Consider the following 24,663-nt stretch of genomic DNA (forward strand, 5'->3'; position numbering starts at 1 on the left):
CGATGAACGAACTGCTGCGCACCCTCTACGTCACCACTCCCGGAACCAGCCTCCACCTCGACGGGGACACCGTCCGCGTCGTCCACCCCGACAAACCCGGCCGCCACCTGCTACCCCTGGTACGGCTCAGCGACGTCGTCGCGTTCAACGGGGTCACCGTCACCGACGACCTGCTCCACCGCTGCGCCGCGGACACCCGACCGGTCACCTGGGTCACCCGCAACGGACGCTTCCTCGCCCGCGTCCACGGCCCGCAGACCGGAAACCCACTGCTGCGGTTGGCCCAGTACCGCGCCCACGACGACCTCGAGCACCGAGCCACCCTCGGCCGTGCGTTCGTCGCCGGGAAACTCCACAACTACCGCCAACTCCTGCTGCGCACCGCACGCGACGCCACCGGCGCCCGCCAAACCCTCCTGCGCGACATCGCCGACCGGCACGCCACCGCCTTGGCGGACCTGCCGACCGCAACACACCCGGACACCATCCTCGGTATCGAAGGCCGCGCCGCCCGGGACTACTTCCAAGCCCTGCCTCACCTGGCAAAGGGCGCCCCTCCCGGACGAAGCCGAAGACCACCTTTGGACCCGGTCAACTGCCTACTCTCCTTCGGCTACGCCATGCTCCGCATCGCGGTGCAAGGCGCCTGCGAACAGGTAGGGCTCGACCCCCACATCGGCTATCTCCACGGCATCCGCCCCGCCAAACCCGCTCTCGCCCTCGACCTCATGGAAGAACTTCGTCCCCTGCTCGTCGACCGCCTCGTCTTCACTCTCATCAACCGCGGCCAACTCGACGAACGCCACACCCACACCGAACCGGGCGGCGCCGTCACCCTCACCGACGATGGCCGCAAGATGTTCCTCCACCACTGGTCCACCGCACGAGAACGCACCTGGCACCACGCCACCCTCAACCGCGACACCCCCGCCGCGCTCCTCCCATTCCTCCAAGCCCGCCTTCTCGCACGCCACCTCCGCGGCGACACCCCCACCTACCACCCCTGGACCATCACCTAACCCATGGAACTCCTCGTCACCTACGACATCGAAACCACCACCCCAGCAGGCGAACGCCGCCTCCGCCGCGTCGCCAACACATGCGAAGGCTACGGCCACCGCGTCCAGAAATCCGTCTTCGAAGTTGTCTGCACACCAGCCCAACGCCTCACCCTCCACGCCACCCTCACCGCCCTCATCAACCCCAGCACGGACAGCATCCGCATCTACCAACTCGACCGCGGAACCTTCACAAACGCCACCCACCTCGGCAACGCCTACACACCACCCCACCACGGACCACTCATCCTCTGACTCCAAACACGACCACCACCAAGGCTCGGAACCACAAGCGCGACCTGACACGCCGACAGGTCCCTAACTAGAACGTCGGCATGTCACGCCCGCAGTCCGCACCAGCAGGCATCCACAGACAATGAAAGAGCAGACTCCCCTGGTCATACAGCAGCACCGGCCCTCCAAGACCGGTGAGGATCGCAACATCCGGTCGCAGTGCCGCCGCCACGTCGCCCGGCAGCAGCACCGGCCTCCAAGACCGGTGAGGATCGTAACCGCGGTGCAGCGGGGCCACCAACATCGAAGACGCCACCGCCCATCTGGAACAGTTCATCGCCTCCCTCGGCGTAGAACTGGGCGAGCCGGTCAACCGCGGCTACCCACACATCCTGCTCGGTCGCGAGAACTGAGTCCCACCTTGTGCCCCATCGGCTGGGTACGCTTGGTTCGGAACCACAAGCGTGACCCAACACGCCGATAGGTTCCGAACCCGTCCGTCGGCGTGTCACGTCGATAGAGCCACATAACTTGCCTTCTACTGACGCTGAAGATCTACTATCCCTGCTCATGCAGGGCAGCACCGGTCCTCCGGGACCGGTGGGGATCGCAACCCGAAGGCAGTCGACCAGCGTTCCCCGCCGGAGGCAGCACCGGTCCTCCGGGACCGGTGGGGATCGCAACGAGAAGTGGCACGACAGCAGGCACCTCGCCTTCGCGCAGCACCGGTCCTCCGGGACCAGTGGGGATCGCAACTGGAACTTTCGCGCCCAGAACGTCGCCTTGCGGATGAGCAGCACCGGTCCTCCGGGACCGGTGCGGATCGCAACCGGTGGTCGCGGTGGTCTACCGCGTCCTCGACGAGGCAGCACCGGTCCTCCGGGACCGGTGGGGATCGCAACTGTGATGGCGGACGAGGCTGGACGTTCGTCGCACACGCAGCACCGGTCCTCCGGGACCGGTGGGGATCGCAACAAGCGGGACGCGGAGAAGCCCGTCCACATCAATGGGCAGCACCGGTCCTCCGGGACCGGTGGGGATCGCAACTGGAGCGCGTTCGGCGTCACGGTGACCGGCGCAATGCAGCACCGGTCCTCCGGGACCGGTGGGGATCGCAACTTGAGGTTGGAGTGCACGTTCACGAACCACGCCCCGGCAGCACCGGCCCTCCCGGGACCGGTGGGGATCGCAACCACCAGGTCGCCCAGACCGCGATTGCGCCACTCGCGCAGCACCGGCCCTCCGGACCGGTGGGGATCGCAACGCTCAGCGGCACCCCGCATCACCCACGGTCCCGGGCAGCACCGGCCTTCCGGGACCGGTTAACTCGTCACTGGCGAATACGCGGCTCTACCGGTTCTCGGCGTCGCCTTGGGCTTCCTCCTCCTTCGACATGAACTCCGCCACCTCTGCGGGCACGTCCCGTTTGAAGCGCGCACCCTCCACGTGTCCACCCATCAGCTCAAGCACGCAGGCACTCAACAGCAGATGTTCCGCGCGTCTGTTGCGATGGGACCTGTACCCGCGATGCTCGCTCTGACAGCTTGGTCGAACTGGGGGTGACGATCGGTCGCATGGCCCTGTACTACTACTACTACTACTACGCGCAGCAGGAACGGTATTCGACGAGTTCGGCTAGATCATTTTGGTCGCCACACGCGACAATGGAGGCAGGTCCGGCGGCGCGCGCTTCGAATGGGACAGCAGTCCGCCGGACACTCTGGTCGACACTTCCTGTGGATCGTGACCCGCAGGGATGAACCAATGCCCCAGCCGGGTGCCATTCCCTGCACCACCCTGCCCGACGCTTTCCGCCCCGGTAGTGCTGATCACGACAACACAATCGGTCAATGACGGACAGGGGTGCGGGGATGCGGTCGTGGTGGCGGACTGTGGTGGCGGCCGGGGTGTGCACGGTGGCGGCAACGGTGGTGCCGGGCACGGCACACGCCAAGGCGAGCCCACAGGGACATGTCCTGGCCGGGGTGCCGCTGCGGGTGGCGGTGCAACGGCTGGTCGTGGCCGAGGAGCAGCGGGAGGGCTATCAGCGCGACAAGTTCAAGCACTGGGTCGACGCCGACCGGGACGGGTGCAACACCCGCGCCGAGGTGCTGCTGGAAGAGGCTGTCGAGGAACCGGAGACCACCGGCCGTTGCACCGTGGTCGGTGGGCGCTGGTACTCCTTCTACGACGACGTCCACGTCGAGGGCGCCCGGGGTCTGGACATCGACCACATGGTGCCGCTGGCCGAATCATGGGACAGCGGAGCCTGGGACTGGACGCCAGAGCGCCGCCAGGCCTACGCCAACGATCTGGACGAGCCGGTCGCGTTGTGGGCGGTGACGGCAAAGTCCAACCGCAGCAAGGCAGACCAGGATCCCGCCACCTGGCTGCCGCCCTACCAGGCTTCTCTATGCCGCTACGTCGGCGCGTGGGTGTCGGTGAAGACCCGCTGGGAACTGACGGTCGACCCGGCTGAGCGCGACATGCTCACCGCCAAGGCCGCAGAATGCCCGAACGAGGAAATCATCGATGTAGGCATGAAGCCACAGTGACCCCGTCGGCACGAACGAAGGAGTCACGGGCAAGGTGACACGCATTGGGCGTGGAACGGGATCAGCAGGCTTCAGAGGGCGTGCGCCGGTCAGCAGCAGGCCAAGTGAGGTGACGTCAGGCCGACTTCCTCGGCGACCTCAATGCGGGCGGCTTGCTCGGGCCTCAGTGCTGGTCGACATGACCGGCGACCGGTGCGATCCCCGTGGGGGCCTCGCGCGTTCGAAGACCAGCAGCCCGTTCGGTGAGGAGATGAACACGCCGACGGCCGCGTGGTCGCAGTACTTGGTCCCGCTGCCGTGGCTACTGGTCGGTGGCGGGGCGGTCAACGTAGTCCCCTGGGTCGCTGTGCGACCACCACGAGCCAGTCTCAGGATTTGCGTCCTGCTGTGGAGGGATCTTGAACGGCTACGATGTGCTTTGGCGTCTTGGAAGGACGTCAAACTGCGCAGCTATCAACTGGGCTGGCGATCTGCGGTTAAGCGGTTCCGGTTTGTTGGTGGATGTGAACCGGCACCCAATTCTGGCTCAGGATTGTCAGATTGTGTGCGTCTGGTGTCTTGCGTAGGTGCCTGTCAGTTAAGCTTTGCGGGTGGTTGTGTGCTCCGGTAGCGCGCCGTTGGGGCTCTGGGCCGGTATGACTGGTGTTTGTGGCTGATGAGGTGCGCAACGAGCTGAGCGGTATGCTGGGCGGTTCGGTTGTGCAGGCGGGTCGGATTGACCGGGTGGTGTTTTCTGCGCCGGTGCCTGAGGTCGTGGTGGTGCCTCGTCAGTTGCCTGCGGCTGTGTCGGATTTTTGTGGGCGTTTGTCGCAGGTGGCGGCTTTGGAGGCGTTGGTGGAGGGGGCGTCGGTGATCGCGGTCGATGGTGCTGGTGGGGTGGGGAAGACGACGTTGGCGGTGTGGTGGGCTCATCGTGTTCAGGGGCGTTTTCCTGGTGGCACGTTGTTTGTGAATCTGCGTGGTTACGGTCCCAGCGAGCCGCTGTCCCCGGGGGTGGTGTTGACGGATTTCCTGATGGCGCTTGGTGTTGCGGAGGGGCGGGTTCCGGGTGAGGTGCAGGCGCAGAGTGCCTTGTTCCGTTCGGTTGTGGCTGCTCGGCGGGTGTTGGTGGTGTTGGACAATGCCGGGTCGGCTGATCAGGTTCGTTCGTTGCTACCCGGGTCGGTGGGCTCGTTGGCGTTGGTGACCAGCCGTTGGGCGTTGTCGGAGCTGGTGGCGTTGGATGCTGCCCGGCGGGTCACGGTGGATGTGTTCGAGCTTGATGACGCTGTGCGGTTGATGACGGAGGTGGTGGGCGAGGCCCGGGTTGAGGCCGACCCGGAGGGTGTGCGTGAGTTGGTGTCGGTTTGTGCGCGATTGCCGTTGGCGGTGCGGGTGGCCGCGACTCGGGTGGCGTCGCGTCCGTTCCTGTCGGTGGCCGATGTGGTGGAGGAGATTCGGGGGGAGCAGCGTGGCCTGATCGGGGTGGATGGGGCGTGGCAGGGTTTGGGTGGGGTGCGGTCGGTGTTCGACTGGTCCTACCTCCGGTTGGACCCGGATCACGCGCGGGTTTTCCGCCTGTTGGGGTTGCACCCCTTGCCGGAGTTCAGCACGCACGCCGTCGCTGCCCTCGCCGCCCTCGAGGTTGGCCCCACCGTCCGGATATGTGAGGGGTTGGCCGAGCACCACTTGGTCGAACCTGTCGCCCGTCACCGGTTCCGGATGCATGACCTGTTGCACGACTACGCCGCTCATCGCGCCGACCTGGACGAGACACCGCGGGCGCGGGAGGAGGCGGTGGCGCGGCTGTTGGGCTGGTACGCCGCGATGGCGGATGCGGCCGATCATCTGGTGTATCCGGTGTCGGCCCGGCTGCCGGTGGACCTTCCCGTGGTGCGGGCGCCGGTGTGGGATCGGGAGGGGGCGTTGGGGTGGCTGCGTTCGGAGCGGGCGGCGTTGTCGGCGGTCCAGCGCATGGCCGCGGATCACGACATGCACGCGGTGGTGATCGCGTTGGCGGTGTCGTCGCGTCATCTGGGGTTGGGGCCGCGGGCGTGGTGGCGGGAGGAGTTGCGGGCGAAGTCGCGTGGTGTCGAGGCGGCTCGGCTGTCGGGGGATGGGGCGGCCGAGGCGTTTTTGCGGATTCTGCGTGGCCATAGTCACCGGGGTTCGGGTGAGGACGTGGCGGCGGAGGCCGACTTCCGATCGGTGGTGGAGTCGGCGGAACGGTCAGGTGATCGGGTCTTGCGGCGGCGGGCGTTGGCGGGGCTGGGGTTCCTGCGCGAGGCACAGGGACGCCACGACGAGGCGGCGGAGTACTACCTGGCGATGTGGGAGGCGACGAGGCAGGAGGGGAACACCTCGGCCGAGGCCATCGCGTTGGGAAATCTGTGTCTGGTGAACGTGGCGCGAGGGCGGTTCGAGGAGGCGCTGGACTACGCGCAACGGGCTTGGCAGTTGCGCAGCGACACCGGCGACCCATTGATCATCGCCTACGCCGAGGACGACCTGGCGCTCGCACGGCAGGGGCTGGGTGAGCACGACACCGCGATCGGGTTGTGGGAAAGGGTGGTGGACGTCTACGCGCGGCACGGCGGCGCGGAGTCGTACCTGGCCACGGCCCTGGAGGCGATGGCGGCCTCGCTGGTCGCCACCGGCCGGGACGAGCGGGCCGTGCACGACCTGCGGCGGGCCGCCGGGATCCTGACGGACCTGGGCGACCCGCGCGCCGAGCTGGTTCTGCGACGTGCCGAGGACCTCGCGTCCGATCGTGCCGACGGGCCAGGTCAGGCGACGGACTCCCCACAGGTGGGACAGTCCGGCTCCGGCTCGGATGATTCGTAGAACGTGCTGTGCCGCATCGTGATGAGGTTGTATCCGATCTCGCGGTTCGCCCGCAGCCGGGGGATCCCGGTGATCAGGCTCATCACGGCGTGCCCGGCCAGGTGTCCAGCGATCCCGGCCGAGACCGCGTTGACCGCGTGCGTTCCGGTCGTCCCGCTCGTGTCCGGCCACGAGGTCGTCGGCGGTGATGCAAGCCGTTCCCGTGCGGCGGCGGCGCGCGCGCAGTCGTAGCACGGTCCCTTGCCGGGCACGAACAGCCCGATACCCGTTCTGGGCCCGTGATAGCCGCCGTGGACCCACGCTGTGCCGGTGTCCAGACACGCCCGATTGGTCCACGACCGGATCTCGCGTGGGGTGTCGGCGGCCATCAACAGCACGTCACATCCCGCCGCCAACCGCCGTAGCATCGCCACGCCGTCGATGGTGGTCCGTTCTCCGGTGACCTCGGCCTCGCCGTTGTGTCGGCGCAGCACCTCGACCGCGACCTCGGCCTTGGGGCGGCCGAGGTCGTGCTCGGTGTAGAGGACCTGCCGGTTGAGGTTGGACAGCTCCACCACGTCCGGTTCGACCAGGTGTAGCCGCCCCACCCCGGACTGGACCAGCGTGAGGGCGGCGGTGCTGCCGACTCCGCCGACACCGACGACCGTGACCCGCGCCTGCCGCAGCGCCAACTGCGCGTGCCAACTCGTGGTGCGTGGAGAGGTGTCCATCCACCACCACAATGCCCGACTGCGCCCGAACCGCTCCCGCTGGGCTTCGGAGAGCGCATCGCCGAGTGGTTCGTCGGCGTCCTCCAGATGGCCTGCGGCGGCCAACGTGTCGATCGCGGTGCGGACCGTGTCGGCAGGTACCTCCGGGTGACGGTGGATCAGGTCGGCGATCACCTGATCCACCATGCGCGTGCCGTCCAAGAGGAGCAGCAACGTCCACACCGTGCCGTCCGGATCCGGGATCACCGCGGCGATTCCCGGCAGGGAACCGCCGATCTGCACCAGATCCTCGCCGAGGCGGACCGGCAGGTGCTCGTACTTGATACGGGGGCGGTGCATCACACTTCTCCTGTCCACATCGTGTTACGCCTCGTCCGTCCGCTTGTCCTTGCACGGGGTCCGATCCCGCGTGACCGGGATGAACGTGATGATCATGTCCTCACCCCCTTCCCCTCCCTGCCGAGGCGGAGAGGGGAGAGGAACATCAGACACCCTTGCGGTGGCTGCCGTTCGTCCGGCGGTGGGTAGTGGAACTGGAGCCGGTTCACCCGGTCCTCCTCTCCTTCGGTGGCCGCTGCGTGCCGGCCGAGATGAGGATGCGGCGTGACCTCGGACAGGGCGGGGGACAAGCACCGGGACAAAACCGGGACAAAGCCACGCCCGAACGGGTGAAAGTTCGTCTCGGTGTGGATCACGCCGACTGGCGGCCTGTCAAACTCCGGACAGGCTGAGCCTTCGGGGAGGGCGCGGGTGGAGATCCGGCTGTTGGGCGGCGTCGGAATTCACAGCGATCAGTGCGAACACAAGCTGAAGACCAAGACGCAGGAGTGCATGCTGGCCGCGTTGGCCCTGTACCCGCGCACACCGGTCAGCATCGGGAAGCTGACCGACTGGCTGTGGTCGCCCGACGACCCGGAACACAAGCAGGCCGCCAACCCCGCGTCCACCATCCAGACCTATGCCAAGCGCATCCGCCGGGCCTTTGAACTCGCGGGCGGTGAGCGGCGGTGGTTGGAGGGCGAGTCACGTCCAGGATTCTTCGTGCTCGACATCGACCCGATGCTGGTGGACTACCACCGGTTTCTGCGCCTCGCCGAGATTGCGCGAGAAACCCGTGACCTCGACCGGTTCGACGAGGCGTTCGCCCTGTGGCGGGGCACGCCGCTGGCCGGGCTCGGCGGTGACTGGGCCGACCGCCGCCGCGCGGACATGGACGCCCGACACCGGACCGTCAAAGAGCATCACCTCGACGCCCTGCTGGACACCGGCCACGCCGACCGGGTGATCGAGGAGCTGCACGTCCTCGTTGAACACCACCCGACCGACGAGTTCCTGCTCCTCGGCGTCCGCGCCTTGGCCGCGCTCGGACGCCAGACTTCCGTCCCCGCCTGGATCGAGCGCCTCACCACTTTGATGCGCCAGATCCACGGCGCCGAACCCTCCCCGGACACACTCACCCACGCCCATCGCACCACCGCCACAACCCGCTGGCCCCCTCTACTGGCGTCCGCCGTGCCGTCGGCGCCCAGCGGCCTGCTGCGCGATCTGCGCGAGTCCACCGGCCACCCGGACGAACTCAACATCGTCTGCGGCAGCCCCGGGGTCGCGGTTCAAGGCCACACCGTCACCGTCGCGCTGGCGGGCCCCGCCGCGGTGTCGGTGGAGAACGCTGTCCGGGAGCACCGGCAGGTGACGGACCGAGTGTTGGGCGAGGGGTTCACCGGGCGGGCGTGGGTGCTCGCGGAGATCGACCAGCGGCTGGCCGAGATGCCCGGCGGTTACGTCTGGGTCGCGGGGGACGCCGGGGTGGGGAAGACGGCGCTGGCGGCGTCCCTGGTGCGGGAGCGGGGGTGGGTGGGGCACTTTGCCGGGGTGAGTCGGGGCGCGACGGTGCGGGTGGGGTTGCAGAACCTGGTCGGCCAGTTGGTGCGACGGTGGACGCTGGCGGACATCGCGCCGGGCGCGATGGTGCCGGAGTGGGCGTTCACCCCTGAGGGGTTCGAGGTGGTGCTCCACGCGGCGGCGAAGCGGGCGAGGGTCGCGGGGAGCCCGCTGGTCCTGGTCGTCGACGGGGCAGACGAGGCGGAGGTCGATGGGCAGCCGTGGGGGCTGCCGTCTGTGCTGCCGGACGGGGTGTTCGTGGTGGGCACCTACCGGACCGGCCACCCACCGCCGCGCGCTGGCGGTCACCCGGCCGTGGTGCGGCTGGCGGCCGACGATCCGCGCAACCGGCTCGACGTCGAGACACACCTGCGTGCGGTGCTGCCGCCGGGGCTGGCGGGCGAGGATGTCGTCGCCGCGCTGTCGGACCGATGCCAGGGCGTCTGGGTGTACCTGCGCTACGCCGTCGAGGAACTGCGGAACGGGGTCCGCAGGGTGCGTGACCTGGCCACTCTGCCCTCGGGCCTGTCCGGCTATTACACCGACACCGTGGACCGCTGGAGCCGGAGCCCGGAATGGGACACCGGGCTGCTACGGCTCTTGGGCGCGGTCGCCGTTGCCGGGGAGTCACTCGACGCCGCCGAGCTCGCGTTGGCGGCCGACGCCGACGCGAGCTCGGTCCGGCGCTGGTGCCACACCACCCTCCGGCCGTTCCTCGCCGTGGAGCGCGCGGGACCGACAGCCCGCAGATTCGCCGTCTACCACGCCAGCCTGCGGGAGTTCCTGAACGGCCGCCCGCTGGACGACCTCGGGTCCGAGGAGGACTGGCACTGGAGCGAGACCCTGGGTGCCGCGGCGTCGATCGCACGCCACCGGATCATCGACCGCCATCTCGGCAGGTTCGGCGGGCTTGATGCCGGGCTGCCGAGACTGGCTGCCGACCCCGACCTGCTGACGGCGGGGTCGGGATACGCGGTGCGGCACTTGGCGGGGCATCTGCTCGACGCCGGGCGAGCCGAGGACCTCTGCCGGCTTCTCGCCGTGGGGGGCCGGATGGGCAACACGTGGTTCGCCGCCCACGAGCACGCCGACGCAGTCGACGACTACCTCGACGACATCGCCGCCCTGCGGGCCCATCTCGCACGCCGAACCGACGAGGCGCTGGCCGCGTGCAGGCCCGCACCGACGCTGGTGGACGAGGCACGGTGCGCGCTCGCTGTCTCCTCGATCACCAGCCTCACCGCGAACATCCCGGCCGACCTGGTGGTCGCCCTGGTGGAGGCCGGGATGTGGACGCCCTCGCGGGCGCTCGCACACGCCCGCAGGCTGCACGCCCCGCCTGCCAGGGCGCTGCTGCTCGCCGCGCTGGTCCCGCTCCTGCCGGATGACCTTTGCCCCCCGGCGGTCGCGTGGGCGTTGGCTGCCGCCCGCGATCCCGTCACTCACATCACCGGCGACGTGCTGACCCGCGTCGCGCCGCACCTGACGGACGTGGCCGACGCGGTATCGATCGCGTCCCGGGTGCGGCACGGCGGGTGGCGTGCCGCCGCGCAGGCGGCGATCGCGCGGCGCTTGGACGGGCAGGCCCGGCGGCGTCTGCTTCGGGAGGCGCTGGACTCGGCGATGTCCGTCGCCGGTGAGCACGATCGCGCGGAGGCCGTCCGGCGGATTCTGCCGGAGCTGCCCGACGACCTTGTCGACGACGCGGTGTCCGCTGCGGCCAAGACCGCCCCGCCGCGCGACACACCCCGGCCGGAGATCGGCACGTTGCTGAGGCACGCCACAGCGGACGGCAGCGAGCCCGCACGGGTCGACGAACTCGTCGCCCTCATCCCGACCAGTTCCGACGACGACCTCGCCGAGGTGCTCGCCGCCGCGACCGGAGTTACCGACCTCGATGCCCGGGCCGTCCTGCTGACGGCGGTCGCGGCCCGGCTGCCCGTCGGTGAACGGCCGCCGGTGCTCGCTGCCGCGCTGACCGCGGCCCGCACCATCACCGCCGACCCCGCTGCCACCGTCGACGAAGCCACCACGGCGGCCGACCACCGGACCCGCGCCGGGGTGCTGGCCGGATACGCGTTGCCCGACGAGCGCACCACCGCCGTGGGACACGGCCCACCGCTGGTCGCCACCCGCGCGCTCTCCGAAATCCTGGCGATGAACGACCCGTTCCGCAAAGCTCGCGCACTCGCCTCGGCCGCGCCCGGCCTGGCCGTCGCCGAGGTGGATGTGGCGCTTTCCGCCGCCGAACTCCTTCCCGAGGAAGCCCGGACGCGCGCGCTCACCGGCCTGGTGCCCGTCCTTGGCTCCGCCGCCCACCTCGCACGGGCGACGACGGCGGCGCCGAGCCGGGACCGCGGGCTGCTGCTCGCGGTGGTGACCCGCGCCGCGGCGGTCCTGCACGGCCCTGACCTGGTCGCCTTGCTGCGCCGCACGATGCGGTCGGTCAGCCGGACGACTTGTCTCGCGCTCCTGGACAGGGCCACCCCGAGGCTGGCGGAACTCGCCGGTCCCGGGTTTCCCGACAGCCTCGCTGCGGCGATCGACGACGCGCGACGCTGGTGGCCATAAAAGTCTACATAGGACAGAGTGATGCGTTGAGCCCGTAGATTCACGGTGCGGGCGACCAATCCTAGATCGTGGACTCTTGTTGGACAAGCGATCCTTGGAACTTCGGTCCCAGGGAACCGCAACAAGTCGACTGGTATAGGTCAAAAGCGTGACAACCGGGCAGTTTCGCCGTGAGCCGTGGTTAGAATCGATCTTTCGACGCACTGCAGGCAAGTGGGCCCGCGTGTGGCAGGCGTCGATGGGCGTTCGTGTGCCGGAAAGGTGACGGATGGTCATTGAGCAGGCCGGGAGACTGCGGCCAGGCGATCCGAGACGCCTGGGCCCTTACCGGATTCTGCGCAGACTCGGATCAGGCGGGATGGGAATAGTCTACCTGGCGGAGTCGTCCGGAGAGCAGGTGGCCGTAAAGGTGATCCACTCATCGCATGCGGCGGATCCCGTGTACCGCAAGCGGTTCACCCAGGAGATCGCGGCGGCGCGGGCGGTGCGCTCGGAGTACACCGCCACGGTGGTCGATTCGCAAGTGGTGGGCGACCCGCTCTACGTGGCCACGGAGGTGGTCCGGGGACAGGCGCTCGACCGATTGGTGGTGCCTGGAAGGGGCCTGCCCGCCGAACGCGTCGTCTCGCTCGCCCGCGACACCGCGCGGGCGCTGCGCGACATCCACCGGGAAGGGCTGGTGCACCGCGATCTCAAACCCTCCAATGTAATGGTCGGCCCGACCCGCGCCGTATTGATCGATTTCGGCATCGCGACGACCGTCGCCGACATCGGACGCCTGACGAGCACCGGAAAGGTGATGGGAACCCTGCCCTACCAAGCCCCGGAACTAATCAGGGGAAACGGCACCGCGTCAGTGAAGTCCGACATCTTCGCGTGGGGCTGTGTGGTCTTCTACGCCGCGGCCGGGCGGGGTCCATTCGGCGACGGCGCGGCGGGCGAGGTAATCCCGGCCATTCTCGGCGCGGAACCCGACCTGCGCGCTGTGCCGGGCGAGCTGCGCGAGATGGTGGGACTGGCACTGTCGAAGCAGGCACGGGACCGACCGGACGCCGATGAGGTGGCCACCGAGCTGGAATCGGCCGCCGCGTCTGTGGTGGTCTGCGGGGCGTCCCAGGGAGGTTACTCGGACCGGCTGCGGAAACACCTGGCGGAAAACGGGTTCACCGTCCGTATCTCCACCGTCCCGGACACCCTCGACGGCGCGGGCGTGCTGCTGATCCTGGGCACCGACCGACCCGATCCGGAAACCGTCGACATGCGCCTTGCCGCGGAGCGGCGCAACGTCCCCGTCCGGAGGATCGCCGTCGCCGGTCCGCGGCAGCCGGAGGAGTTCCTCGACGCGCGCGCTAACGCGCTGCCGGGCCCCGCGCACCTCGCGCGGCTGCGTGCCCTGGCGCGCACAGAGCAGCGAACACACGACGCCACCAGCCCGGTGGACCGCACGGCCGCGCTCGTCGCCGCCGTCCGCACCGCGTTGCGGGCGGGCGACCCCGTCACGGCCGACCGGCTGACCACCGACGCGCTGCTGGCGGCGGCCGGGCGGACGGACGAGGGCTGGATGACCCGGTCCCACGTCGGCCGCATCGGCACGGCGTTCCTGCGCGAGTTCGCCGACGTGTGGCAGGAGGAGACTGACGGCAAGCACGGTTTTCGCGCCCAGCGCGGGCTTCTGCCGGAGAACGCGCGGAACAGGATGGTCGCCCTGTCACGTGCCTTCGGGTGGGACTATCAGCACTACATACCGGGCGACTACGAGGCGTGGGTGGCCGACCGCGTGGATGTCCCCGGGTTCTTCCCCACGCTGCGTTCGTCCAATCGATCATCCGGCTGGTACGACAGGTGGAGCATGACGGTCATCGCGATGCACGACCGGATCAGCGAGGAGCGGCGCAGTGGGTGACATCATCGGGTTCGTGCTGACGGGGCTCGCCATCCTGGCCGGGCTGGGTTTTCTCGTGCTGGTCGTGCAGCAGATCAAGCGGTCGATTGTGGACGTTCCACTGAGCCGGTTCGCCATCGTGACCCGCAAATACAGCTCGTTCCGGCACGCCGATTCGCTTGCCGCGGCGGTGAACCGGCAGACCAGGCTGTTGCCCGGCGGCCGCATCTACTTTCGCCCCCGCTGGCTCTACCGCGTACACGTCCAAGACCTGATCAGCATTCCGGTGGACTCGATCGGGATCGTGCACGCCAAGATGGGCAGCTCGCTCGAGCACGGACAGCCCATAGCCCGGCACGTCCCATGCGACCACTTCCAGGACTTCGAGACGTTCCTCGACCGCGGCGGGCAGCAGGGACCGCAGATCGAGATCCTGCACGGCGGCGGCCAGTACGCCATCCACCCCACCGTCTTCGAGGTGCGGATCGTCAAACGCACCTACGTCCCGCTGAGGACCGTCGGCGCCGTGGTGGCGAAAGTGGGTGGGATCATGCCGCACGGCTACACCCTCGCCCGGCACGTCGACTGCGACTACTTCCAGGACGGGGTGAAATTCCTGAAGTACGGCGGGCAGCAGGGCCCGCAGCAGGCGCTGCTTCCCGGTGGGGGCTACTACGCCATCAACACCGTCATGTTCAACGTGCTCACCAAGGACCAGATGAACCTGGAGACGGTTCCGCTGTCCCACCACGACCTGGAGCCGGAGGACCTGCGACTGGTGTCGGTGGAGAGCGAGGAAACCGGGGTCGTCATCGTCACCGAAGGGCTGCACCCGGTCAACGCTGCCGAACCCGCGCCGAGGATCGAGGGCCACAAGAGCTTCCAGTTCCCATGGATCTTCCTGGCCAACGGCGGCCAGTTCGGCCCGCAGGCAGAGGTGCTGCCGGGCGGATCCACCTACGCGATCAACCCGTTCTTCGCCCGCGTGGTGCGGATTCCCTCACGGGAGCTGATCCTCTCCTGGGGACGTAAGGACACCGACGCCGACCGCTATGACTCCGAACTCGACCCGATCGAGGTGACCCTGGACGGGTTCCACGTCTCGGTCGAGCTGACCCAGACCCTCGCCATCCCGCCGAAGACCGCGCCGCACCTGGTCAAGCGGTTCGGCGAGGACGACGAGGCGCACGGCATCGCGGGCGCGCGCAAGTCGGCCGCGGTGAAGCGGCTGGTCACCCGCCTGCTCGGCGAGGTCGTCAAAGGCTACTTCAACGAGGTCTCCAACAGCCACCCCATCGAGGAGTTCATCAGCGACCAGAACCAGATCCGCGGTGAGCTGATAACCCTGGTCGAACAGGCGCTGCGGGAGCAGAACGTCTCACCCCGACTGACCACCATCGGCGCGATCAAACTCCAGTCCGACGAGATGAATGAGCAGTTCCGCCACCAGGCGAAGCTGCGGCAGCGGAGCAAGCAACTCAGCCAGCAGTTGACCAACGCGACAGTGGAGACGGACCTGAAGCGGGAGAGCATCAAGCAGGAGAAGCTGGAGCGCTCGGCAGGGCTCGAGGAAGACGTCCGCATCCTGGGCCGCGACCAAGTCGCCGCCGAGCGGATAGCCAGGATCGAGGCGAGCGCACCGGTGCCCCAAGTCGTCATCACGTCGAACGATCCAGAGGTCCTCGGACTTCCCAGGCGGGTCCGTGCCGTTTCTCAGCGCGGCGGGCAGCTCCCCGCGTGGGTGCTGGAAACCGAGGACGTGCAGCCGCAGCCGACGCAGATCACCGAGGCCTATGACCGGAGGGAACAGGTGGATGACGACCAGCACTGACCGTCCCCGCCTGGGAATCGACCTCGGCACCACCACCACGTGCGTCTGCGTGTTGGACGGCAGCGGGGAGGCCAGGGTGTTGGCTAACCGGAAGGGCAGCGTGACCACCCCGTCGGCGGTGTACCTCGCCGCGGACGGCACAGCGGCGGTGGGTGACGCCGCGCTGGACCAGCGTGCGCACGAGCCGGGGCGAGTGATCACAGAGATCAAGCGCGAGATCGGCGGCGACTACACCGTCTCGGTTCCCGGCGGGCACCTGCGGCCCGAACAGATCTCGGCCCTCATCCTGCGGGAGGTCGTCGAAGACGCACTCGATGCGCTCGGCGACACGGTGCCCACTGTGGGTCCGTTGGCCAGCGTTGTCGTCACGGTTCCCGCGTACTTCGGGACGGAAGAGCGGTCGCGCACCCGCGAGGCGGGACGCCTCGCCGGGCTGAATGTGCTCGACCTGATCAACGAACCGACCGCGGCGGCGCTGGCCAGCGGGCTGCGCGGCACCCCGTCCGGTCGGGCGGTCCTCGTCTACGACCTCGGCGGTGGCACCTTCGACGTCACCGTCGTGCGCATGTTCCCTGACAAGGTCCGTGTCGTGGCGACCGGCGGGGACGCCCGTCTTGGCGGCGCCGACTGGGACCGGGTGCTCGTCGACCTCGTCCTTGACCTGATGGGTGACTTTTCCGATGAGGAGGATCCGCGGACGTCTCCGCGCCTGATGGCAGGTCTGCTCGGCCAAGTGCAGGCGGTGAAAGCCGCACTGTCGACCGCCACCGAGCAGGTGCTGACCCTCCGGACCGCGCGAGGTCACGTGCGCCGCGTGGTCATCTCCCGCGGCGACTACGAAAAGGCCACGTCCGACCTGCTCGACCGCACCATCGATTTCACCGGCGACCTCATCGAGCAGGTGCGCGCCGCCGGGGTGTCAATGATCGACGACGTCCTTCTGGTGGGAGGGATGTCCCGGACGCCCGCCGTGGCGAGACGGCTCGCCGAGACGTTCCCACACCTGCCCGCGCCGCGGCTCACGGCCGATGCGGAACTGATGGTCGCCAAGGGCGCCGCGCAGGTCGCCGCAGGCGAGACCCGGGAGGTCGTGGATGTGACGTCCAAGGGCTACGGCGTGCTGATCACGCGCGATGCCGGTCGCCCCTCCTTCGGCAGCGCGGTGCACTGGATCATCACCCCGAACACCCCGCTGCCCACCAGCGGACGGCACACGTTGTGCACCGTGCGCGATGGGCAGACCGCGATGCGGATAGCCGTGTACGAGTCCAGGACGGACGTGCTGTCCGAGGACGAGGCCGACCACCTTCGGCTCAACGAGCGCACCATGGAAGGACTTCCGCGGGACAGCAGACGCGGCGACCCGGTCGAGCTCGACTTCTCCCTCGACACCGACGGGGTGCTGCGGATCGACGCCCGCGCGACCAACGGCGCGCAGGTGCGGATCGAGACCCAGGTCCGTGGCGGCGGAGCCGACACCGTCGCGCCGCTGCCCGGCCTGCGGCGGTGACATGGCCGAGACGGACCTCCCCGGGCTCCATAAGGCCGACATCCGCGCCTACCTCGACGAGGTCATCACGCCAGTCGAGATGGAGTGGTCACCTCACCGGAACCTGTTCCGGGTGTACCGGCTGCCCGTCGACTGCACCGCCGACAAGGTCGACTCGGCGCTGACCTCCATCCCGGCGCTGTGGGGCGTTCCCGAACTGCGCGAGCACACCCGGGCCGTGGAGCGGCTGCGGCGCGGGCACCCGACCGCCGCGCGGATTCTGGGCGACTCTGGCGAGCGCTTGGCGCACCGAACCGCCGTGGCGGCGGAACGCACCGCCCTCGCCAAGGTGGTCGACCAATTCCTGCGGTCAGCGCCAGGTATGCCCGCTACCGCCGTCGCCGCCCTCGTCCGGCAGTCCGCGGGCCGCTGGAGCCGCCCGGACGTCGTGGCCGCACTCGAACAGCACCGGGCGGCCGAGCGCGAACCCGTGGCCATCGAGGTCACGCCGGACACGCCCCGGTCGCGCCGGATCGCCGCCGCGCTGGCCGACCTCGGTATCCCCAGCCTGTGGGAGTACATGACCACGAAACTGCCCTCCAGCGGTCCGGATGCCCACGCGCACGCACTTCGACGCAGGCGCGCACAGCTGCGAACCCGGCGAGGAGTTGATGTCGAGGCCGAGCTGACGGTCCTCAAGATCGTCGAACAAGCGATGGACGAGCCCGGCGGACTGGGCCCGCTGCTGCGCCACGAGTTCCTCACCGAGCTCTCGGTGGCCGTGCTGCTGGGCTATCAGGAGGTCAGTTTCCTCGCGGCGGCCGACCCGCAGCGGTGCGTCGCGAGCGGCCTCCCACGCGACCCCGACACCCTCGCCTACGCCGTCTGGTGCCGACGCATGCACCGTTCCAACTGGGAGTTCGACTACGCGCAGGCCATTGCCGACGGCAGGCTGCACGCCGCCCTCGCGGTGCTGTCGAGCAGGCGGCTGGGTGAGGGCTGGGAGCGCGTACGAGACGCACTGACCGCGACCGTGGACCGTTTGGCCAGTGACCTCGCAGCCGCCCGCGAACTGGAAGACACCGCGCCGGAAGACGCGGCTGCCCGCTACCTGGCGGTGCGCCGGGAGCTGACGGACCCCGCCATCGAGTCGGGCCTGCGCCGCTGCCCGGCCACCGCGCCTGCCGAGGTGTCCGCAAAGACGCACCACGACGGCGTCGTGGTCACCTGGCAGGAGTCGACGTCGACCGCGGGCCGCTTGACCTATCGGGTCAGCCGGGGCGCAACGGTGGTCGTTCACGACACCGACGCCTTGGCGCTGGCGGACGTGCCGCCCTTCGGTGTTCCGACGTCGTACACGGTGCAGGCCCTGCGGGACGGCGTCCCTGGAGGGATGGCGCACAGTGGAGAGGTCGTGCTGGCGCCCGAGGTGCTGGACTTGACGATTGAGTCGACGATGCTGTCGGTGCACGGCCGCTGGCGGCTGCCTCCAGGGGCGGTCGGGGCGTCGGTGACCAGGATCGCGCCGTCGGGCGACATTGCGGAGACGGCCACGCCCAACGGGACCGGATTCGACGACACCGCTGTGGTGCCCGGTGTGCAATACCGCTACGTCGTGCGCGCCCGCTACCCTGGTCGGGCGGGCAAACCCGAGGACAGCGCGGGCTTGGCGGTCTACGGCGAGTGTCCCGGGAACCCCCGCCAGATCACCGACCTGCGAGCCAGCCTCACGGGTGACACCCTGGAGCTGGCCTGGAGCAGGCAGAGCGGCACCCCGGTGGCGATCCGCGTCCCGCCCGACGGGGTCGCGCCCGCGCCGCAGGTTCTCCGTGCCGCCGACGCGGTGGTCGCAGGCCGGGTCGTCGCGGTCAGCGACACGGGCCTGGCATCGGTCCCGCTGGCGGACCTGGCAGGGCAACGGGTGCTCGTGCCGGTCACAGTGTCCGGCCCGCTCGCCGCCATCGGCCCGGCGACGCGGGTGGCTCCGCCGCTGGAACCGGTCACCGGCCTGCACGCCAGGCAATTCGGCCCACAGGTGGTGCTGACGTGGCAGTGGCCGATGTGGGCCACCGACGTGCGAGTGGTCTGGCGGGCGGACCGGCCGCCCACTGGGCCACTGGACCCGCAGGCCACCGTGGTCGAGATCAGCAGGTCCGCATACGCGGGACGCGGCGCGCGGATCACCGCAGCCCTGCCCGGCGAGCACTGGTTCGGGGTATCGGTCGTGGACTCCGACAGGTTCGGGCCGATGGCCACGGTGTGTTCGACCCGGCTGCGCGAGGTGCGCTACAGCGTCCGGCGCGCGGCCTGGTGGCGCCGGGACGAACTGCTGGTGGCCGTGCACAGTTCGGAACCCGCCCCCGACATCGCGGTCGTCGCCAAGTCCGGGTCGCGTCCACTGGCCCCCGAGGACGGCGTCGAGATCCTGCGGCTGCCCGCCCCCGGACCTGCCGAGCCCGTCCGGCTCCAAGTGCCGCGCCAACTACGGCGGCCGGTGTTCCTCCGCGCGTTCTCCCTGGACGAGACCGTCGCCCTCTCGCACCCCGCCCCCCACCTCCTGGTCGTGCCCTGACCCGAGAGGAGACCACTGTGGCTGCCCCGACCTGGAACGTCCCGACCCGGCGCGTCCCGGCCTGCCCCCACTGCCATACCCGGACACTGGGGAAGGCGTACCTGACGCAGTGCGCCCCACGCTGCGGCGAAGCCGCGATCCGGTTCCCGGTCTCCGCCGCCCGCAAGGGCAGGTGCCCGCACGGGCGTGCCCCGAAGGCCCGCCGGGCCTGCCCGGCCTGCGGGCAGGCCGTGCCCCGTGAGTACATCGAGGGCCGCCCCAGGGTGGTCGCCGTCGTCGGGGCGGCGGGGTCCGGCAAAAGCACCTGGGTGGCATCGGTCATCCGGCGGATCGCGAAAGGGCACCTGGATGACCGCTTCCCCGGGATGTCCCTCGACGTGCTCGGCGAGGAGAGCAGGCTGCGGCACGAGCGGGATCGCGTGCTGGTCGCCGAGACCGTGCTGCACCGCGCAGCGGGGCCCGGGCCACTGCTGGTCAGCCTGCGCGTCCGACCGCGGGCGCGAGCCGTGGTGATCGCGTTCTACGACAGCGCCGACGAAACCGCTGCGAACCTGGCGCACGCCGACGGCATCGTCCTGGCCGTCGAGCCCGGGGCCGTGCCTGATGACGCGGGGATCGCCCGACTGGCCGAAGCTGTCCGCGCGGCGCGCGGCCTGCGCCCACACTGCCGAATCAGCCTGCCCCTAGCTATTGTGCTGACCAAACTGGACACGGTGTGGGACATGGTCGACCCCGGATCGCCGCTGCTGCGACCCGTGCCCCAGACAAGCGGCTACGCGCTGTCCGACAGCGTGGATGTCCACCACGAGACCACCGCCTGGCTCGGCCACTGGAACAGGACGGACCTCATCCGAGGCGCCCACACCGCTTTCCGCCGCCACCGCTACTTCGCCGCGACAGCACTCGGCGACCGCGCGGACGGCAGGCGGGAACCGGTGGCCTACCGGGTGGAGGATCCGCTGCTGTGGCTGCTCGCCGAGTTCGGCGCGATCCCGGTGCCCCGGGGCGGGGAGAGGACGACCTCGTGATCGTCCAATTCTTCCTCTACCTGCTGCTGGCCGTGTTCGTGCTCGTGATCACCGGGCCAGTCCTCGTCACCGCGGTCGCGCTCAGCCTGACGCTGGCGCTGGTCGCCATCACCCGGGAAGCGCTCGACTGCCTCGCCTCCCGGGCGACCACCGAGCACTTGGCGCTGGACACCTTGCCCGATCCCGCCGACCGGCGGTACCTGTCCGGCCCGGCCCTGCGCGACCACCGGCGCCTCGGCGCGGCCTGCTTCGTGGCGCTGCACCAGCGCGGGCTGACCCAGTCCGACGAGAGCTTCGCGGGCAACGCGCTGCGGCGGGTGCGCCCGATCCGGGAGTCCCAGGTCATCACCCGCTCACCCACAGTGCCGTTCCTCGCGGTCACCGCGCGCACCGGGTTCGCCATCGGCTACACCCTCGCGCTCATCCTGCTGGCCACCACCTGGGTGGTGCAGCTGGTGCTCCTCTCCGCCGTGGTAACGGGTTTCCGACTCCTCGCAGGCACGTTGTGGCTGTTCGAGGCACTTTCCCTGGCACTGCGAGGAATCACGACGGAGTGCCCCCACTGCCACACCCGACTCGCCCGCCCGGTGTTCGTCTGCCCCTGCGGCCGGGAACACCGCGCACTCGTCCCAGGTGCGCAGGGCGCGTTCCTCCGCACCTGCCGCTGCGGCCAGCACCTGCCCACACTGCTGCTCACCGGCAAACGCGGCCTCTCCCCGCGCTGCGGCAGCTGCGACGTCCCCCTTCCCTCCCCGACCCAGCTGATGCCCACGCGCCACGTCCCGGTAGTCGGCGGCACCGGCGCCGGGAAGTCGGTGTTCCTGCACACCGCGGTCGCCTGCCTGAGGTCTGGCTACGACGCCGTCCCCGCGGACCCGTTCACCGACAGCAGGCTGGCCGAAACCGGCGCTCTCCTCACCGACGGCGTGTTCCCACCCCGCACCCCGGTGAACCAACCGGTCTCGCACACCCTGCGGGTGCGCAACCGACTCCTGCACCTCTATGACGCGGCGGGGGAAATCGTGCAGGACGCCGACCTCATCGCCGACTCCGCCTTCCTCGCCCTCAGCGACGGCGTGATCCTCGTCGTCGACCCACTTGCCCTCCCCGCCGTCCGCGCCCGCGCTGACCCCGACGTCATCGCCGCCTCCCGCCCGTCCCGCACCGATCCCAAGACCGTCCTCGACCTGCTCACCGAAACCCTCGCCGAGCACCACACCACCGCACCTCGCCGCGTCGCCATCGTCATCACCAAGGGCGACACCCTTCCCAGCCCCGTCCACCCCTACGCCACCCGCCCGCCGGACCGCCGCGCCGCAGCCCGCGCGTGGCTCATCACCCATGGCCACGCCGACCTCGTCCACTCCGCGGAACACCACTTCCCCCACGTCCACTACTTCGTGGTCACCTACCTCACCACCTCCACCAACCCCCACGACGACCCGGCCGCCCCTGTCCACTGGCTGCTGACAGGAACCACCCCATGACCTCATCAACCAACTGCGGCCGCGCCCTGGCCCGCGCCCTCCTGCTCCTAGCCGCCCTCACCGCGATCAGCATGCTGATCCTCGCCTGCGCGACCCTCTTCTGCCGGTGAGCCCGCCGCCCCGGCATCGCTCGTGCCGTTGCCGTGCTGCCCGCCACCAACGGGATCGCAACGGTGATCCGATTTACCACGCGTCCCAGACCGATCTGCCAAGACCTCCGATGCTCCGCACACCTTTCTTGCGGTTCTGATGCTCGTTGGCCACTATGGACATAGTTGGCTCCGTTTCCAGGGGGTGATGGTTGAGTGTCAATACATAGTCCTAACTGGTCGGATTTGTCCCTTCAGGACGCGTGAAGTCGTCGTTTCCGTGCGTACTAGTTTGATGCGTCCCCGGGGTGCCACGGATTTCTGTGATGCGTTCGCGAAATGGTGCACCGGCTGGTCCGCGTAGGTGTCGGCCGATTGGGATTTCTTTGTGTTCGCATTTTCCTTCGTTGTGTGCGTGTGTGTTCATGCAGATGTTCGCGCGGTAAGGGCCGCGCCAGTATCGGTGTCGGTGGTGGGGTGAGCTGCGGCTGTTGCCCGCCGGGTCTTGGTCGGCGTTGTCCTCGTCGTCTGGAGGTAGGTCTTGGGTTCTGAATTGGGGGTGGACTCGGATGATGTTCACGGTGCTGGTCGCGGCGATGCCGGCTCGGGTATCGCCTCGGGTGATGGGTCGTGGTGCGGGGAGTGCGTGGGTGTGGGTGAGTGGTTTCTTCAGGGTGTGGTCGAGTAGCTGCCAGAGGCCGTAGAGGGTTTGGACCCATCCGGCGCAGTGGCTGGTGCCGGGTTTGGGTAGCGGCTCGCCCCAGGTCAGCGTCGTGGAGAAGGTCGCGTGGGCCGGTGGTGGGTTTGTCCGGGCCAGGACGTTGCGCACGTGGTCGGTGAAGTGGGCCGCGCTGTAGGGGGTCTGTGTCGCCGCCCAGTGGGCGACGTACGTCTGCGGTGGCAGACGGTCCCAGCGTGGTGGCCGGTAGGGAGTGTAGAAGCAGAGGTCGACCCGGTTGTCGGAGGGTGGTGGCGGGCATGACCAGCTGACGGCGACGATGGGGGCTTCGATGTGGCCGGGGACTTTGTGGAGCCAGGGTGCCGGTGTCCAGCCCGAGCCTGGCAGGTCCTGGAAGCGTGGGACGTCGTAGAGGGCGCCGCCGATGCAGGTCTCGAACAGTGTGAAACCGGCCAGGCTGGGCAATCGGTCCGGTCGGGCGGGTTCGGTGGACGGGGTGCAGGAGTAGGTCAACGCCATCGTGACCGCCTCGTGGTCGACCCAGCTCAGGCTCGCGTTGCGGAGGCGGTCGGCTTCCGCGTGGGCGAACCGACGTCCTTCTTCGCCTATACCTTTCGTTGCGAGGGTGGCGTAGTGCTCGTGAAGCCGCCTGCGGAGAAAGGGAAGCTGCCCGGAGGGCGGGGCGACCCACGGTGCGGGTTGGAAGACCGAGGCGTCCGGGATGGGGTCGGGAATCGTCAGGCCACTGATGGCGGGGTGCATGAAGCAGACTCCGGTACGAAGACGGTGGTACGCGCCTTGTTCACAGGCGACGCAGCGCGTGCAGGACCCGGTCGAGCAACGCCAAGTCCTGCTCATCGGGGTGTCGACCCGACGCGGCCCGCACTGGGGCGGCACGGTCCTCGTTGAGATCCCGCACAAGCACGGGCCGCCCCGAGGCAGGCAGATGCCCGAGACTGGGGAGGTAGGCGGTCAGCGGACCATCACCACCACGGCGCCGCGCGGCCTCACCGAAAAGTGGTGTTGAGGTCTCCGGCGAGCAGCACGAATGAGACAGGATCATCACCGCTTCCGCCGACCTCATCGCGGACCGCCCTCTTGCGGACGAGCTGATCGTGGTGTGGTCGGTGAGGTCGGTCGTCGACGACATGTGGTTCCTTCGGGGTTGCTTCTGTCAGGCACGATGGGGTGTGGTGCACCGAGACGGAGAGAAGGCAACGGACGGAGTGCCCGTCAGGATTGGGTTGGCCACCACGGGTGCTCGCGGGCAAGTGCGTCGGTGCCCACCCGGTGCGCAAGCGCTTGGGGACGCAGGTCGAGGTGGTCGAGTTCGGTATTGGTGACCCAGCGCGGTTCGCCGTGGCCGGTGTGGATGGCAGCGGGGTCGGTCACGGTCACGTCGAACAGCAGCGCCAGTTCGTAGATCGCCGGTTGTTGATCCGGGTGGTGGCCGGGCAGTTCCACGGCGGCACAGAAGTCCATGTGGGCGATGTGGGCGCCGAGGTGTTCTCGCAGAATGCGCCGAAGAGCGTTCTCGACAGGTTCACCGGCGTGCACGAGTCCGCCCGGTAGCCGGTACATCGTGGCGTCCGGGTCGCAGACGACCAGGAGCCGCTCGTCGTGCCCGACAAGGCCGTACACCGCGACGAGCGGCCCGAGGGCGGATGAGATGGTGGTCATGGTGCTCTCACAATCGGCGGGATGGGCATCGTCGAGGCTGCGCGGGTCGAGGTACGGCTTGGTACTCGATGGCCGGTGCCTGCGGATGCAGCGA

Annotated in this window: 15 protein-coding genes and 1 CRISPR repeat array; of the genes, 11 read left to right on the plus strand and 4 right to left on the minus strand. The window is 69.2% G+C overall.

Annotation, left to right across the window (positions count from 1 at the left end):
• Nucleotides 1-2: 2 nt before the first annotated feature.
• The 4 genes from cas1c to ACTG9Q_RS28140 all read left to right on the plus strand — a co-directional run bounded on the left by cas1c (nucleotide 3) and on the right by ACTG9Q_RS28140 (nucleotide 6,670).
• Nucleotides 3-1,019, plus strand: coding sequence for a type I-C CRISPR-associated endonuclease Cas1c (gene cas1c, locus ACTG9Q_RS28125; protein WP_455575938.1), 1,017 nt, complete (start codon nucleotides 3-5; stop codon nucleotides 1,017-1,019).
• A 3-nt stretch (nucleotides 1,020-1,022) separates the two neighbouring features.
• Complete coding sequence (gene cas2, locus ACTG9Q_RS28130) at nucleotides 1,023-1,313, plus strand: CRISPR-associated endonuclease Cas2 (RefSeq protein ID WP_455575939.1); 291 nt, start codon at nucleotides 1,023-1,025, stop codon at nucleotides 1,311-1,313.
• 556 nt (nucleotides 1,314-1,869) lie between these two features.
• A CRISPR array of direct repeats spans nucleotides 1,870-2,411; the repeat unit is 37 nt; unit sequence GCAGCACCGGTCCTCCGGGACCGGTGGGGATCGCAAC.
• Nucleotides 2,412-3,208: 797 nt separating this feature from the next.
• Nucleotides 3,209-3,847, plus strand: coding sequence for an HNH endonuclease family protein (locus tag ACTG9Q_RS28135; protein WP_455575940.1), 639 nt, complete (start codon nucleotides 3,209-3,211; stop codon nucleotides 3,845-3,847).
• A gap of 648 nt (nucleotides 3,848-4,495) precedes the next feature.
• A complete protein-coding gene (locus ACTG9Q_RS28140) occupies nucleotides 4,496-6,670 on the plus strand; it encodes an NB-ARC domain-containing protein (RefSeq protein WP_455575941.1) in 2,175 nt (724 codons plus the stop codon).
• Here the strand turns inward: ACTG9Q_RS28140 and ACTG9Q_RS28145 are convergent.
• On the minus strand, nucleotides 6,613-7,719 hold the full coding sequence (locus ACTG9Q_RS28145) for a HesA/MoeB/ThiF family protein (RefSeq protein ID WP_455575942.1): 1,107 nt from the start codon (nucleotides 7,717-7,719) through the stop codon (nucleotides 6,613-6,615). The two genes, ACTG9Q_RS28140 and ACTG9Q_RS28145, sit on opposite strands and share 58 nt — an antisense overlap.
• Before the next feature lie 411 nt (nucleotides 7,720-8,130).
• On the opposite strand from ACTG9Q_RS28145, the gene ACTG9Q_RS28150 reads away from it, so the two are divergent.
• From ACTG9Q_RS28150 to ACTG9Q_RS28180, 7 genes are all read left to right on the plus strand, one after another.
• Complete coding sequence (locus ACTG9Q_RS28150) at nucleotides 8,131-11,832, plus strand: BTAD domain-containing putative transcriptional regulator (RefSeq protein WP_455575943.1); 3,702 nt, start codon at nucleotides 8,131-8,133, stop codon at nucleotides 11,830-11,832.
• Between the two features lie 268 nt (nucleotides 11,833-12,100).
• Entirely contained in the window at nucleotides 12,101-13,735 is a 1,635-nt protein-coding gene (locus ACTG9Q_RS28155) for a protein kinase domain-containing protein (RefSeq protein WP_455575944.1), read from the plus strand.
• On the plus strand, nucleotides 13,728-15,545 hold the full coding sequence (locus tag ACTG9Q_RS28160; protein ID WP_455575945.1) for an SPFH domain-containing protein: 1,818 nt from the start codon (nucleotides 13,728-13,730) through the stop codon (nucleotides 15,543-15,545). The genes ACTG9Q_RS28155 and ACTG9Q_RS28160 overlap by 8 nt, the downstream gene beginning before the upstream one ends.
• A complete protein-coding gene (locus tag ACTG9Q_RS28165; RefSeq protein ID WP_455575946.1) occupies nucleotides 15,529-17,055 on the plus strand; it encodes an Hsp70 family protein in 1,527 nt (508 codons plus the stop codon). The genes ACTG9Q_RS28160 and ACTG9Q_RS28165 overlap by 17 nt, the downstream gene beginning before the upstream one ends.
• A 1-nt stretch (nucleotide 17,056) precedes the next feature.
• Nucleotides 17,057-19,606 carry a hypothetical protein gene (locus tag ACTG9Q_RS28170; RefSeq protein ID WP_455575947.1) on the plus strand — a complete coding sequence of 850 codons (2,550 nt, stop codon included), beginning with the start codon at nucleotides 17,057-17,059 and terminating at the stop codon, nucleotides 19,604-19,606.
• 17 nt (nucleotides 19,607-19,623) lie between these two features.
• The gene (locus ACTG9Q_RS28175) at nucleotides 19,624-20,634 is read left to right on the plus strand and encodes a hypothetical protein (protein ID WP_455575948.1); all 1,011 of its coding nucleotides are present in this window, start codon (nucleotides 19,624-19,626) and stop codon (nucleotides 20,632-20,634) included.
• On the plus strand, nucleotides 20,631-22,121 hold the full coding sequence (locus ACTG9Q_RS28180) for a TRAFAC clade GTPase domain-containing protein (protein WP_455575949.1): 1,491 nt from the start codon (nucleotides 20,631-20,633) through the stop codon (nucleotides 22,119-22,121). Before ACTG9Q_RS28175 ends, ACTG9Q_RS28180 begins: the two co-directional genes overlap by 4 nt.
• 321 nt (nucleotides 22,122-22,442) lie before the next feature.
• Here the strand turns inward: ACTG9Q_RS28180 and ACTG9Q_RS28185 are convergent, their stop codons facing one another.
• From ACTG9Q_RS28185 to ACTG9Q_RS28195, 3 genes are all read right to left on the minus strand, one after another.
• Complete coding sequence (locus ACTG9Q_RS28185) at nucleotides 22,443-23,651, minus strand: hypothetical protein (RefSeq protein ID WP_455575950.1); 1,209 nt, start codon at nucleotides 23,649-23,651, stop codon at nucleotides 22,443-22,445.
• A gap of 40 nt (nucleotides 23,652-23,691) precedes the next feature.
• The gene (locus ACTG9Q_RS28190) at nucleotides 23,692-24,039 is read right to left on the minus strand and encodes a hypothetical protein (RefSeq protein ID WP_455575951.1); all 348 of its coding nucleotides are present in this window, start codon (nucleotides 24,037-24,039) and stop codon (nucleotides 23,692-23,694) included.
• An 83-nt stretch (nucleotides 24,040-24,122) separates the two neighbouring features.
• Nucleotides 24,123-24,569 (minus strand): NUDIX domain-containing protein, encoded by a 447-nt coding sequence (locus tag ACTG9Q_RS28195; RefSeq protein ID WP_455575952.1) that lies wholly within the window; start codon nucleotides 24,567-24,569, stop codon nucleotides 24,123-24,125.
• Nucleotides 24,570-24,663: the final 94 nt, after the last annotated feature.

The organism is Actinokineospora lacus, assembly GCF_053813445.1.